The sequence below is a fragment of the Salibaculum griseiflavum genome, from assembly GCF_003129565.1.
Lineage (GTDB): Bacteria > Pseudomonadota > Alphaproteobacteria > Rhodobacterales > Rhodobacteraceae > Salibaculum > Salibaculum griseiflavum.
Window position 1 is genome coordinate 205,455 of record NZ_QETF01000002.1, and the last position, 13,170, is coordinate 218,624.

Genomic DNA, 13,170 nt, shown 5'->3' on the forward strand with positions numbered 1-13,170 from the left:
CCCTATATTCCACCTGAACGCAAATCGACAGGGCCGACCATGCTGACCGTTCCTCCCAAAGTGACCGACCGCGCCTTCGACCGGCTGGCCGAGATCGGCGCCGCCGACCAGGGCAAGGCCCTGCGGGTGGGCGTCAAGGGTGGCGGCTGTTCGGGCTTCGAATACGAGATCGACCTCGACGATCCGGGTGCCGATGACCTTGTGCTAGAAGGCAAGGGCCAGAAGGTCGTGGTCGACAGCGTGTCCCTGCCCTTCCTTGCCGATGCGACCATCGACTTCTCCGAGGAGCTGATCGGGGCGCGCTTCGTGATCGACAATCCCAATGCCACCAGCAGCTGCGGCTGCGGCACCTCCTTCTCGATCTGAGCGCCGCATCTCCGCGCCGGGGCAGGTCATGAGCCACAGCGGCCGTTTTCCCGCCAACGCGCCCCTTCATCTTGGCAAATAAACTCGAATCCGGCCCTCGGCCCTTGCCCCGCCCCCGGGCATGGGCGAAAACGCTGCAAAGGAGGGCCGCCCATGAAGATCGCCACTTTCAACATCAACGGGGTCAAGGCCCGGATCGGGGCGCTGACCGACTGGCTGAGCGAAAGCCAGCCCGACGTGGCGCTCTTGCAGGAGATCAAGTCGGTCGATGAAAACTTCCCGCGCGAGGTCTTCGAGGACATGGGCTACAATGTCGAAACCCACGGCCAAAAGGGCTTCAACGGGGTCGCCATCCTGTCGAAATACCCGCTTGAGGACGTGACACGCGGCCTGCCCGGCGGCGAAGGCACGGGCCGTGACGGGGCCGATGATGAGGAAGCCCGCTACATCGAGGCCACGGTCGTGGGCGACCGGGCCGTTCGGCTCTGCGGGCTGTACCTGCCCAATGGCAACCCCGCGCCGGGCCCGAAATTCGACTACAAGCTGCGCTGGATGGAGCGCCTCGAGGCGCGCGCGCAAGAGCTTCTGGAGGCCGAGGAACCGGCCCTCATGGCCGGCGACTACAACATCATCCCGCAGGAAGAGGACGCCGCCCGCCCCGATGCCTGGCGCGATGACGCACTGTTTCGTCCCGAAGCGCGCGCGGCCTTTCGCAAGATCCTCAATCTGGGCTTCACCGAGGCCTTCCGCGCCCGCACCCTCGGGCCGGGCCACTATACCTTCTGGGATTACCAGGCCGGGGCCTGGAACCGGAATGACGGCATCCGCATCGACCATTTCCTGCTGACCCCGCAATGCGCCGACCTGCTGCGCGATTGCTGGATCGAAGCCGAGGTTCGGGGGCGCGAGAAACCCTCGGATCACGTGCCCGTCTGGGTCGACTTGGCCGCCTGAGGCGGGGTTTCGGCCCCCGCGCCTTACAACACCATTGAACCGAAGGCCGATGCGGCCTATACGCCGCGTCGCAGCGAACAGGGATTCCGGGTCCGCACCCGGAATGGCTCTTCCGGCCGCCTATCCGCCGGACAACCGATTTCAGACCCGGTCTGACCCAAGACCGCGCCCGGCGCGGCCCAAGGAAATTCTTACGACATGATGTCCCTTTCCGCCTATCGGCATGAATGGTTTCATAATATCCGCGGCGACGTTCTGTCCGGCCTCGTCGTGGCCCTGGCCCTGATCCCCGAGGCCATCGCCTTTTCGATCATCGCGGGCGTCGACCCGAAGGTCGGGCTTTATGCCAGTTTCTCGATCGCCGTGATCACCGCGATCACCGGCGGCCGTCCCGGCATGATCTCGGCGGCCACCGCCGCCACGGCGGTCCTGATGGTGACGCTGGTCAAGGATCACGGCCTGCAATACCTGCTCGCGGCAACGGTTCTGGCCGGCCTCTTGCAGATCGTGGCGGGCTTCTTGCGGTTGGGCTATGTCATGCGCTTCGTGTCGCGTTCGGTGATGACCGGCTTCGTCAACGCGCTGGCCATCCTGATCTTCATGGCGCAACTGCCGGAACTGGACCCGCGCGCCGTGCCGCCGCTGACCTATGCACTTGTCGCTGCGGGGCTGGCGATCATCTACCTGTTCCCACGCCTGACCACCGCCGTCCCCTCGCCGCTTGTCACCATCATCGTGCTGACCATCCTGACGGTCGCCATGGGCTGGGACGTGCGCACGGTGGGCGATATGGGGCAATTGCCCGATACCCTGCCCGTCTTCCTGATCCCCGACATTCCGCTGAATTTCGAGACGTTGCAGATCATCTTCCCTTACGCACTGGCGGTGGCCGTGGTGGGCCTGCTGGAAAGCCTGATGACCCAGCAGATCGTGGACGATCTGACCGACACCAATTCCAACCGCAACCAGGAATGCATCGGCCAGGGCCTTGCCAATACCGCGACCGGCTTCATTGGCGGCATGGCAGGTTGCGCGATGATCGGCCAGTCCATCATCAACGTGAAATCGGGCGGCCGCGGGCGGCTGTCGAGCTTCGTGGCCGGTGTGGTCCTGCTGATCCTCGTCGTCGGGCTGGGCGATATCGTCGGCATCATTCCCATGGCCGCCCTTGTGGCGATCATGATCATGGTTTCGATCGGCACGTTCAGCTGGTCCTCGATCAAGAACCTGCGTGACCATCCCCGGTCCTCCTCGATCGTCATGCTGGCGACGGTCTTCTTCGTGATCTACACCCATAACCTTGCCATCGGGGTGCTGGTCGGCGTGCTTCTGTCGGGCATCTTCTTTGCCTGGAAGATCGCCCAGCTGTTCCGCGTGCGCTCCGAGATCACGCCGGACGGCACCCACCGGACCTATTTCGTCGAGGGGCAGCTGTTCTTTGCCTCCTCCGAGGACTTCATGAAGGCGTTCGACTTCAAGGAAGCGCCCGACAAGGTCACCATTGATGTCAGCCGCGCCCATATCTGGGACATTTCCTCGGTTGCGGCGCTGGACATGGCCGTGCTCAAGTTCCGCCGCGAGGGCGCCGAGGTCGAGCTGATCGGCATGAACGAGGCGTCCGAAACCATCGTCGATAGGCTGGCCGTGCATGACAAGCCCGGCGCCATGGAAGACCTGCTGGGCCATTGAGGAGAGACAAGATGACCACCAACACGCTGATCGCCCTCGTCGATGGCTCCGCCTATTCCGAAAGTGTCTGCCACCACGCGGCATGGATCGCGGGCCGGACCGGCTTCAAGGTCAAGGTCTACCACGTCATGGGCCGCCGGGACGCCCCCGAGAAACAGGACCTGAGCGGCGCCATCCGCCTTGGCGCCCGGTCGCGCCTTCTGGAGCAGCTGTCAGAGCTGGATGCAGAACGCGCCAAGCTGGCCCATGAACACGGCCGCGCCATCCTCGAAGACGCAAAGGCGATCATCGAGGGCGACGGCGACATCACCGTCGAAACCCGCCTGCGCCAGGGCGACCTTGTCGACACGATCACCGCCAAGGAAGACACCGGCGACATGATCGTGATCGGCAAGCGCGGCGAAGCGGCGGGCGTGGCGATGGAGCATCTTGGCTCCAACCTCGAACGGATCGTGCGCGCCAGCCACCGCCCGGTCTTCGTGGCCAACCGTGCCTTCCAGACCCCCAGGAAAGTGCTGGTGGCCTTCGATGGCGGGGCCTCGTCCCTCAAGGCGGTGGACTACATCGCCCGCAGCCCGCTTTTCGCAGGTCTGCATGTGACGCTCGTCTTTGCCGGAAACCCCAATGCCCAGGTGGACAAGGCGCTGGAGGACGCGTCGGCCACCCTGCGCGCGGGCGGGTTCGAGGCCGACACGAAGACCATGCCCGGCGAACCGGAAAAAGTGCTGGCCGATATGACGGAAAACGAAGGCTATGACCTGCTGGTCATGGGCGCCTATGGCCACAGCCGCGTCCGGTCGCTGCTGATCGGCTCGACCACGACGGAAATGCTGCGGTCGTGCAAGGTGCCGGTTGTGCTGATGCGTTGACCGGGGCGCGGGGCATCAGCCCTGCGTCACGTCGTGATCGTAAAGCCAGTTCAACCGGTCCAGGTAGGCCCCGGGTGCCAGCGCCCCAATCCCGCGCAGCCCCATATGCGCCACGCGGCGCGGCAGACCGCCCAAATGATATTTCACGGCGTTGCCATTGGCGGTGGAGATCGCCCGCTGGACCCGGTCACGCCGCATCTGCTGGTAACGCGGCAGGGCCTCGGCGATCTCTGCCCCGTCGCAACAGGCCGCCAGCACCCAGGCATCCTCGAAGGCCAGGTTCGCGCCCTGCGCGAGGAAGGGCAGCGTCGGATGGGCGGCATCCCCCAGGATCGCGATGTTGTCCTTGTGCCAATGGCCTGCCACCGGGTGCCGGAACAGCCCCCAAAGCCCGACGGCCTCGACCTTGTCCAGAAGCCCGGTCAGCCGCCCCGACAGGCCCCGGAAGGCATGGCGCAGGTTGCCGGGGTCGTCATGGATGTTCCAGCCTTCCTTGGCCCATTGCTGGCGTTCCTGCACCGCGACGATGTTCAGCCGCCCGCCGGGCAGCGGATAGGTCACGGCGTGTTGTTTGGGCGCCATCCAGACCCGGGCCACGGGCGCGGCATCGGGATGGTCGATCACCGCACGCCACGCCACCTGCCCGGTGAAGAACGGCGCGTCCTCGCCATTGAGCATCGGCCGCAGCACGGAACGGATACCGTCGCCGCCCACCACGAGGTCGGCCTCGGGCATCGTACCGGGCGTGACCTCGGCCCCGGTATGGACGGCGACACCGGCGTCGCGGCAGGCCGTCAACAGAATGTCGATGAGGTCGGCCCTGTGGAAAAAGCGATAGTCCGGTCCGGGCCGTTGGGTCAGGTCGAACCGCGTCAGGCGACGGCCCGCGACCGCATCCATCGGCTCGACGGCCTCGGCGGCGATGGATCGCGCGGCGGCCGCATCCTCTAGACCCAGTGCGGCCAGAACCCGCGCCCCATTGGGCGAGACCTGAATGCCCGCGCCAACCTCGGTGATCGCGGGGGCGCGTTCGAACACCTCGACCGTGGCCCCACCCCGGGCAAAGGCCAGCGCGGCGGCCAGACCGCCCAGCCCGCCCCCCACAACGGCAACGCGGCGGCCCCGGTTGAGGCCGCCGCGTGATGTCTTGCCGGATTCTGCCACGTCAGTCGTCCCGATGGACCTTTTCGCGGCGTTCATGGCGTTCCTGCGCCTCGAGGCTCATGGTCGCGATGGGCCGCGCATCCAGCCGCTTGAGGCTGATCGGTTCGCCGGTGATTTCGCAATAGCCGTATTCGCCTTCCTCGATGCGGCGCAGGGCGCTGTCGATCTTGGCAACCAGCTTGCGCTGGCGATCCCGGGTGCGCAATTCAAGGGCGCGGTCGGTTTCCTCGCTGGCGCGATCGGCAATGTCGGGAATGTTGCGGGTGCTGTCCTTCATGCCTTCGATCGTGTCGCGGCTGTCCTCGAGGATCTCGGCCTTCCACTCGATCAGCTTGCGCCGAAAGTACTCCAGCTGGCGGTCGTTCATGAAGGGTTCATCTTCGGCCGGCTTGTAATCCTCCGGCAGGAAAACTTCTGCTTTCATCGTGTCTCCCCTGGAAAGGACGGGCGCCGAAGCGTCGAAATCATGTGACAATGTCCGGCCTCCTTTGAGGGCGTCTTTACTCCCATCACGGGACGCTGTCACCCCCTGATCTCGGCCAATTCATCGCGGCTTGAAGGCGCCGCGCGACCTGATACCGTTACCATTCCGTCCCTGTTCACGAATTGCGCGAAAGGCCAGAAAAACATGCATTTCCAAGGCACCGATTCCTATGTCGCCACCGAGGACCTGACGATGGCGGTGAATGCTGCCATCGCGCTGGAACGGCCGCTGCTGGTCAAGGGCGAACCGGGCACCGGCAAGACCGAGCTGGCTCGCCAGGTTTCCGCGGCGCTGGGACTGCCGATGATCGAATGGCATATCAAGTCCACGACCAAGGCGCAGCAAGGCCTTTACGAATACGATGCGGTCAGCCGGCTGCGCGACAGCCAACTGGGTGACGAGCGCGTGCACGACGTGGCCAACTATATCAAGCGCGGCAAATTGTGGGAGGCCTTCGAGGCCGACGGCAAAACCGTTTTGCTGATCGACGAAATCGACAAGGCCGATATCGAGTTTCCGAACGACCTTTTGCAGGAAATCGACCGGATGGAATTCCACGTCTACGAAACCGGCCAGACCGTCCGCGCGAAACAGCGCCCGATCGTCATCATCACTTCGAACAACGAAAAAGAGCTGCCCGACGCCTTCCTGCGGCGCTGTTTCTTCCATTACATCCGTTTCCCGGACATGGAGACCCTCAAGCAGATCGTCGAGGTGCATCACCCCGGCATCAAGGAGGCGCTTCTGACCACGGCGCTGACGCAATTCTACGAGATCCGCGACCAGGCCGGGCTGAAAAAGAAACCCTCGACCTCGGAAGTGCTCGACTGGCTGAAACTGCTCTTGGCCGAGGATCTGGACCCGGCGGATTTGAAACGCGACGGGGCCGATGCCCTGCCCAAGCTGCACGGCGCGCTTCTGAAGAACGAACAGGACGTGCACCTGTTCGAACGGCTGGCCTTCATGGCCCGGTCGGGCCGCTAGTCGGAATTGCCCATATCTAGTGGCCCCGCGAAACCGGGCCACTAACCCGTTGAGTCTTTTGAATCACACTCGGGATCGATCCCGATGATTCCGGCGATTTCCGGTCGCTCGGAGGGTCTGTCCTGCGGTCTAAATGGACGGGCCGCTACGGGGGTCGTCGAATTTCCTTAATTCGCCCCCAATGGGGCCGCAGTCCGCTGGCAGGTCGGCACTGTGACATCAAGGAGAGCAGGTTTGGCCAAGGCAAAAATGCCGGTCGATATCCGCCCGCTCACATCCGCCGACGAAGCGGAGTGGCGCAGGCTGTGGACCGACTATCTGACCTTTTACGAGGCCAGCGTCGAGGACGCTGTCTATTCCAGCACGTTCGCGCGTTTGCTGGGGGATGACCCGGCCGACTTTTCCTGCCTCATCGCCTGGGTCGAGGACCGCCCGGTCGGCCTGACCCACTACCTCTTTCACCGCCACGCCTGGCGCATCGAAAATGTATGCTACCTGCAGGATCTCTATGCCGACCCGGATGTGCGGGGCCACGGTGTCGGGCGTGCCCTGATCGAGGCCGTCTATGCCGCCGCCGATGCGGCCGGCTCACCCTCGGTCTACTGGCTGACGCAGGATTTCAACACCACGGCCCGACAGCTCTACGACCGGGTCGCGACCCTGACGCCGTTCATCAAGTATCAAAGGCCGGCGCCATGATGGGCCAGAGCTTCCGCCGGTTGTTGGCCATCTCGGTGGCTTTCCTCACGGCCTGCACTCCGGTCCCGCAAGAGCCTGTCACCCCGACCCGGGCCATCGGCATGACCGACAGCACCATGCCGGCCATGCGGTCTTTCTCGGGCCAGCGCGTTACCACGCCGACCCGGTCGAACCGTGAAATCGCAAAGGATTTCATGGACCTGTCCTTCCGCATGGAAAGTGGGCGCCCGGTTGCGCGGCTGACCCGCTTCGTTCAGCCGATCAGCGTGCGCGTGACAGGCGATGTGCCCGCCAGCCTGCCCCACGACCTGCGCGGCCTGCTGGCGCGGCTGCGGAACGAAGCCGGCATCGACATCTTCCTGACCGGCGCGCCTCGGGCCGCGATCACGATCCAGGCGATCCCGCGTGCCGTGCTGAACGATGCGGTTCCGCGCGCCGCCTGTTTCGTTGTGCCGCGCGTGTCCAACTGGGAGGAATTCAAGCGCGCCCGCCGCACCCCGCAAGTGGACTGGACAACGCTGGAACGGCGCGACCGGGCCGCCGTCTTCGTGCCCTCGGACGTGGCGCCGCAGGAAATCCGCGACTGCCTGCACGAGGAACTGGCCCAGGCGCTCGGGCCGCTCAACGACCTTTACCGCCTGCCCGACAGCACCTTCAACGATGACAATATCCACGCGGTGCTCACCAGCTTCGACATGCTGATCCTGCGGGCCTATTACGATCCGGCGCTCGCCAACGGGATGACACGTGGCGAGGTCGCGGCCCGGTTGTCCGGCATTCTGGCGCGGCTGAACCCCGCCGGGCAGACCAGCCCCGCGCGCCCGCAGAACGACACGACCCGCGACTGGATCGAGAATATCGAACTGGCCCTGTCGGCCGGTCCCTCGCCCGCAAGGCGCCGCAACGCGGCCTTCGAAGCGATCAGCCTGGCCGGGGCGATGAACTGGCAGGGCCCGCGTGATGGCTTTGCCCACTACGCCTTTGGCCGGCTGAACGTGGGCTATGACCCGCAGATCGCCCTGACCAGTTTCCAGCGGGCCATGCAGGTTTACGGGCGCAGCGCCGAAACCCGGTTGCACGCGGCCCATGTGGCGGTGCAACTGGCAGCCTTCGCGCTGTCCGCCGGGGATGCGGGCACGGTCATCGCGCTGGCCGACCAGTCGATCCCGGTGGCGCGCCAGCACGAGAACGCCGCGTTGATGGCCACCCTGATGATGTTCAAGGCCGAGGCGCTGGAGCTTCAGGGCCGCGACGCCGAGGCGCAGGCGCTGCGCATGGACTCTTTCGGATGGGCGCGCTACGGCTTCGGCTCGGACGCGAATGTGCGCGCACGGATGCGGGAAATCCGGGCGTTGACCCCAGAACAAGGACTCTAGACGATGATCTACCCCCTCGGCGGCCTTCTGATCGGAGCATTGGCAGGCGCGGTGATGGCCAAGCGCAAGGGGGGCGGCGCACTGGACATCGCCCAATGGGCGGCAGTGCTGGCGATCATCCTGGGGCTGGTTGGCCTGTTCATCACCGTCGGCATCACCCGGGCCGCCGTTTAACCCGGCATGTTCCTGCGCTTTTTCGAGATGCTGCGCGCGCACCGGGTTCCGGTCTCTTTGCGCGAACATCTGTCGTTCCTCGACGCCATGGCCGCCGGGCTGGCGACCTATGATATCGAGGCGTTCTATTACCTGGCCCGCACGACGCTGGTGAAGGATGAAAAGAACATCGACAAGTTCGACCGCGCCTTCGCCGCAAGTTTCGAGGGGCTGGAGGCGATCAGCGCCGTCGACATGATCGAGGCCGTGGACCTGCCTGCCGAATGGCTGGAAAAGCTGGCCGAGAAACACCTGAGCGCGGAAGAACGCGCCGAGATCGAGGCGCTTGGCGGCTTCGACAAGCTGATGGAGACGCTGAAAGAGCGGCTCAAGGAACAGCAGGGCCGCCACCAGGGCGGCAACAAGTGGATCGGCACGGCCGGCACCTCGCCCTTCGGGGCCTATGGCTACAACCCCGAGGGCGTGCGCATCGGGCAGGACAAATCGCGCCACCAACGCGCGGTCAAGGTCTGGGACAAGCGCGAATTCCGCGAATATGACGACAGCATCGAGATCGGCACCCGCAACATCAAGGTGGCCCTGAAACGGCTGCGCAAATGGGTCCGCGACGGGGCCGAGGACGAGCTGGACCTGCACGGGACCATCCGGGCCACCGCCGAACATGGCTATCTCGACGTGAAAACCCGCCCAGAGCGACGCAACGCCGTCAAAGTGCTGCTGTTTCTCGACGTGGGCGGGTCGATGGACCCGCATGTGAAAATGGTCGAAGAGCTGTTCTCGGCGGCCAAGACCGAGTTCAAGCACCTCGAATACTACTATTTTCACAACTGCCTGTATGAGGGCGTCTGGCGCGACAATCGCCGCCGCTGGAACGCCCAGACCCCGACATGGGAGGTGCTGCGCACCTATGGGCCGGACTACAAATGCATCTTCGTGGGCGATGCGTCGATGTCGCCCTACGAGATCGCCTATCCGGGCGGTGCCAACGAGCATTGGAATGAAGAGGCGGGCCAGGTGTGGATCACACGGGCGCTGGAGCAATGGCCCGATACGCTCTGGCTGAACCCGGTGCCGGAACGCTATTGGGGCTATACCCAATCCATCGGCATGATCCGCCAGATCCTCGGCCCCGAGCGCATGGTGCCCATGACTCTGGAAGGGATCGAGCGCGGCATGCGGGTGCTGGGGCGATAAGGAGTGGCCCGCTCCGCCGGCACAATGTTCGACCGCGCAGATGCACGCTTGCCGCCCCTGCCCCGCGCGCCTATCTCATGGTCATGCTGCGCTTCGCCCCGATCCTTCTGGCCCTGCTCTATGGCCTCCTGCTCTATCGCTTTTCCGTCTGGCGGACCAAGCGAGAGCTTGACGCCCGCTCGACCGAGTTGGTCGATCCCACACTGAAGGCCCTGACCGACGATCTGGCCCGCGTGGTCGATGTGCCCCGCATCAAGGTGCATCTCTACGAGATCGAGGCCGTGAACGGGTTGGCCGCGCCGGACGGACGGATCTTCATCACCCGAGGATTCTACAACAAGTATCGCGCGGGCGAGGTGACGGCGGTCGAACTGGCCAGCGTCATCGCGCACGAGCTGGGCCATGTGGCCCTTGGCCATGCCCGGCGCCGGATGATCGACTTTTCCGGCCAGAACGCCCTGCGCACGGCGCTGGCGATGATCCTGTCGCGCTTCCTGCCCGGCATCGGCCCTATCATCGCCAATTCGGCCATGTCGCTGCTGATGGCGCGGCTCAGCCGGTCGGATGAATACGAGGCGGACGCCTATGCCTCGGCCCTGCTGCTCAAGGCCGGGATCGGGACCGCGCCGCAGAAATCCCTGTTCGAGAAGCTGGACGGGATGACCGGCGCGGGTGGCGCGGCCATGCCGGCCTGGTTGATGAGCCATCCGAAGACCGCGGAGCGCATCAAGGCGATCGAGGCGAACGAGGCCAAGTGGGGCGGCTAAGCGCCCCGCCCTGCCAGCGCCTTGCCCAGCCGTGGCAACCTTGCCTTGCGCAGCAGCGCGCGGATCTCCCATTCCTCGCCCGACAGGCGCCGGGCATCGGCCAGAACGGCTTGGCCCACATGGGCAACCAGCTCTGGCTGGGCCTGCCAGATGCCCATCAGGAACGTGTCCGGATCGACCCGTGCAAGGCCTTCCTCGGCCAGCACATCGCGGGGGAAGTCCCGGGCATTCAGCGTCATGATCGCATCGGCCGAGGCCCCGACCGCCGCTGCCAAGACGTGAATATCCGCCGGATCGGGCAGCCAGAAGCGCCGTTCGGCCCCCTGCGGCACGGGCACCACCGCCTTGGGAAAGCGCAAGCTCAGCGCGGCGATTTCGCCCCGCGCAATGGTCTCGCCCTCGGGGCCGATCTTGCGGGCCGCACGGGCCCATTCCTCTTCGATGCGCTCGGACCAGAGCGGGGTGAAGGCCCCCGCCTCGGCGACACCCAGCACCATCTGGCGCATCACCGTGGGATAGAGCACGCAGGCGTCGATCAGGACTTTCACAGGCGGAAGACCAGCGATTTGAGATAGCCGCTTTCGGCCAGTTGCGGCAGCTGGGGATGATCCGGCCCGGCAAAGCCGGTATGGATCAGCGGCCCGCGCCGCCCGGCCTTGCCGATACCCCGCGCGCTGGCATCGCGGAACCGTTTCAGATCCGCGGCATGGGAACAGGAGCACAAGGTCAGGAACCCGCCCTCGGACACCAAGGGGGCAGCCATGCGGGCGATCCGCTCATAGGCGCGCAGACCGGCCTCAAGCGCCTTCTTGCTGGGGGCAAATGCCGGTGGGTCGCAGATGACCACATCGAAGGTGGCGCCGTCCTCGGCCAGCGCGGCGAGAACCTCAAACGCGTCGCCCTGCCGGGTGTCGAAGCGGTCAGCCATGCCGCCCGCCTCGGCGCCCGCCCGGGCAAGGTCGAGCGCCGGGGCGGACCCGTCCACCGCCAGCGCCGAGGCCGCCCCTCCGGCCAGCGCCGCCAGCGAAAAGCCCCCGACATGGGAAAAGACATCCAGCACCCGCGCACCGCGTGACAGGCCGGCGACGAAGGCATGGTTGGGGCGCTGGTCATAGAACAGGCCGGTTTTCTGCCCGCCCATCAGGTCGGCCATGTAGGTGGCGCCGTTCATCGGCACCGGCACCGGGCCATCGGGGGCCCTGCCATGGACCACGGCCATCTCCTCGGGCAGGCCCTCCAACCCGCGCGCCCGGCCGGTGCCATTCTTGATCACGCAATCCACGCCGGTTTCCGCCACCAGCGCCTGAACCAGGATATCCAGATGCGCCTCGGCCCAGGCCGCGTTGGGCTGCACAACGGCCACGTCACCGAACCGGTCGATGACGACACCGGGCAGGCCATCCGCCTCGGCATGGATCAGCCTGTAATAGGGCGCATCATAAAGCGCCGCGCGCATCGAAAGCGCCCGGTTCAGCCGCCCCCGCAGCCAGGTCTCGTCCAGCAGCGCGGCCGGGTCGCGGTCCAGCACCCGCGCGGCGATGCGCGACGCCGGGTTGACCGTGACCAGCGCGAGGTCGCGGCGGTCGGCATCCTGCAAGACGGCCAAACTTCCGGGCGCGAGCGCCTTGGTGCGGCGGTCCAGGACCAGTTCATTGGCATAGACCCAGGGGAATCCGTGCCGGATCGCCTGGGGTTTCGTCTTGGGAAGAAGCCGCACGAACGGCAAGGAGGGCTGCGTCATGGCAGCCCTCCTAATCGGTTCCGGCGTGTTGGGAAAGGGGTCAGCTGGCGGGCTGGTCCGGCGTGGTGCCCTGCCCCGGCAAGCCGGTCAGGTTGTCGCGGAACAATGCGGTCAGATGAGCAAGGATACGCACCTTCTGCGTCTCACCGCGCTGCTCGGCCATGATCGCGGCCTGGCCACCCAGCCCCGGCAGATCGGCGTTCACGCGGCGGGTGGGCTCCAGCACGGCCCCGGTTTCAGCATCGCGGATGGTCAGGTCGAACTTGATCGAGTGCACGCCGCCCACGGAATACCGGGTCCGCTCGGTCAGGGAGTGGAACCGGGCCAGCGTCACGTCGACGATCACCGGGGTGGCGCCGTCCAGACCTTCAGCGCCCTGGCGGATCGCGGTTTGGAAAATCTCGGAGATCTGCATCTTGCGATCGCCCATCGGGTCACCGCGCCAGACGATATCGGCCACCGGGTAGAAGGAATTGGCCTCGGACACCGTCAGATCGGCGGGCGCGGCAAAGCGCACGGCTTGGAGCCGGTAGTCGCGTGGCTCAGACTCGGGGGCGGCCGTGGCCAGCTGAGGTGCCAGCATCGGCGCATTCCGGGTCGGGCCCTCGAAGGTCGAACAGGCGGAAACCACCATGCCCAGTCCGAGCAGCACTGCGAGCTTGATCTTCTTCATCTCAGGTCCTCCTGGTCCCTGCGCAATGGCGAAACG

General features: G+C 65.6%; 15 protein-coding genes and 1 other annotated feature. Of the genes, 10 read left to right on the forward strand and 5 right to left on the reverse strand.

Annotated features, from left to right (window positions below; genetic code table 11):
• Window positions 1-42 precede the first annotated feature (42 nt).
• The 4 genes from DFK10_RS02930 to DFK10_RS02945 all read left to right on the forward strand — a co-directional run bounded on the left by DFK10_RS02930 (window position 43) and on the right by DFK10_RS02945 (window position 3,878).
• Entirely contained in the window at window positions 43-366 is a 324-nt protein-coding gene (locus DFK10_RS02930) for a HesB/IscA family protein (RefSeq protein ID WP_109386633.1), read from the forward strand.
• A 153-nt stretch (window positions 367-519) separates the two neighbouring features.
• Window positions 520-1,320 (forward strand): exodeoxyribonuclease III, encoded by an 801-nt coding sequence (gene xth / locus DFK10_RS02935; RefSeq protein ID WP_109386398.1) that lies wholly within the window; start codon window positions 520-522, stop codon window positions 1,318-1,320.
• A gap of 78 nt (window positions 1,321-1,398) precedes the next feature.
• Window positions 1,399-1,457 (forward strand) — a sequence feature (sul1 is cis-regulatory element that is thought to sense ions involved in sulfur or methionine metabolism; They are found in Alphaproteobacteria).
• 61 nt (window positions 1,458-1,518) lie between these two features.
• Complete coding sequence (locus tag DFK10_RS02940) at window positions 1,519-3,009, forward strand: SulP family inorganic anion transporter (RefSeq protein ID WP_109386400.1); 1,491 nt, start codon at window positions 1,519-1,521, stop codon at window positions 3,007-3,009.
• A gap of 11 nt (window positions 3,010-3,020) precedes the next feature.
• Window positions 3,021-3,878 (forward strand): universal stress protein, encoded by an 858-nt coding sequence (locus tag DFK10_RS02945; RefSeq protein ID WP_109386402.1) that lies wholly within the window; start codon window positions 3,021-3,023, stop codon window positions 3,876-3,878.
• A gap of 15 nt (window positions 3,879-3,893) precedes the next feature.
• Here the strand turns inward: DFK10_RS02945 and DFK10_RS02950 are convergent, their stop codons facing one another.
• Together DFK10_RS02950 and dksA are read right to left on the reverse strand one after the other, a co-directional pair.
• On the reverse strand, window positions 3,894-5,042 hold the full coding sequence (locus tag DFK10_RS02950; protein WP_235866749.1) for an FAD-dependent monooxygenase: 1,149 nt from the start codon (window positions 5,040-5,042) through the stop codon (window positions 3,894-3,896).
• Window position 5,043: 1 nt separating this feature from the next.
• Window positions 5,044-5,466 carry an RNA polymerase-binding protein DksA gene (dksA, locus tag DFK10_RS02955; RefSeq protein ID WP_109386406.1) on the reverse strand — a complete coding sequence of 141 codons (423 nt, stop codon included), beginning with the start codon at window positions 5,464-5,466 and terminating at the stop codon, window positions 5,044-5,046.
• A gap of 204 nt (window positions 5,467-5,670) precedes the next feature.
• On the opposite strand from dksA, the gene DFK10_RS02960 reads away from it, so the two are divergent.
• From DFK10_RS02960 to DFK10_RS02980, 6 genes are all read left to right on the forward strand, one after another.
• Complete coding sequence (locus DFK10_RS02960; protein ID WP_109386408.1) at window positions 5,671-6,510, forward strand: AAA family ATPase; 840 nt, start codon at window positions 5,671-5,673, stop codon at window positions 6,508-6,510.
• 249 nt (window positions 6,511-6,759) lie between these two features.
• Complete coding sequence (locus DFK10_RS02965) at window positions 6,760-7,209, forward strand: GNAT family N-acetyltransferase (protein WP_109386635.1); 450 nt, start codon at window positions 6,760-6,762, stop codon at window positions 7,207-7,209.
• Window positions 7,209-8,585 carry a DUF2927 domain-containing protein gene (locus DFK10_RS02970; RefSeq protein WP_109386637.1) on the forward strand — a complete coding sequence of 459 codons (1,377 nt, stop codon included), beginning with the start codon at window positions 7,209-7,211 and terminating at the stop codon, window positions 8,583-8,585. The genes DFK10_RS02965 and DFK10_RS02970 overlap by 1 nt, the downstream gene beginning before the upstream one ends.
• 3 nt (window positions 8,586-8,588) lie before the next feature.
• Window positions 8,589-8,759 (forward strand): hypothetical protein, encoded by a 171-nt coding sequence (locus DFK10_RS16405; protein ID WP_217810044.1) that lies wholly within the window; start codon window positions 8,589-8,591, stop codon window positions 8,757-8,759.
• A gap of 6 nt (window positions 8,760-8,765) precedes the next feature.
• On the forward strand, window positions 8,766-9,953 hold the full coding sequence (locus tag DFK10_RS02975; protein ID WP_109386410.1) for a vWA domain-containing protein: 1,188 nt from the start codon (window positions 8,766-8,768) through the stop codon (window positions 9,951-9,953).
• Between the two features lie 83 nt (window positions 9,954-10,036).
• Window positions 10,037-10,720: a M48 family metallopeptidase gene (locus DFK10_RS02980; RefSeq protein ID WP_109386643.1), complete on the forward strand. Its 684-nt coding sequence runs from the start codon at window positions 10,037-10,039 to the stop codon at window positions 10,718-10,720.
• On the opposite strand, the gene DFK10_RS02985 is transcribed toward DFK10_RS02980, so the two are convergent.
• Genes DFK10_RS02985 through DFK10_RS02995 form a run of 3 tightly spaced genes read right to left on the reverse strand, consistent with a single transcriptional unit; the run spans window position 10,717 to window position 13,134 of the window.
• Entirely contained in the window at window positions 10,717-11,268 is a 552-nt protein-coding gene (locus DFK10_RS02985; RefSeq protein WP_109386412.1) for an RSP_2648 family PIN domain-containing protein, read from the reverse strand. The genes DFK10_RS02980 and DFK10_RS02985 overlap by 4 nt on opposite strands.
• On the reverse strand, window positions 11,265-12,461 hold the full coding sequence (locus DFK10_RS02990) for an RSP_2647 family RNA methyltransferase (protein WP_109386414.1): 1,197 nt from the start codon (window positions 12,459-12,461) through the stop codon (window positions 11,265-11,267). Before DFK10_RS02990 ends, DFK10_RS02985 begins: the two co-directional genes overlap by 4 nt.
• Before the next feature lie 40 nt (window positions 12,462-12,501).
• The gene (locus DFK10_RS02995) at window positions 12,502-13,134 is read right to left on the reverse strand and encodes a DUF6778 family protein (RefSeq protein ID WP_109386416.1); all 633 of its coding nucleotides are present in this window, start codon (window positions 13,132-13,134) and stop codon (window positions 12,502-12,504) included.
• Window positions 13,135-13,170 lie beyond the last annotated feature (36 nt).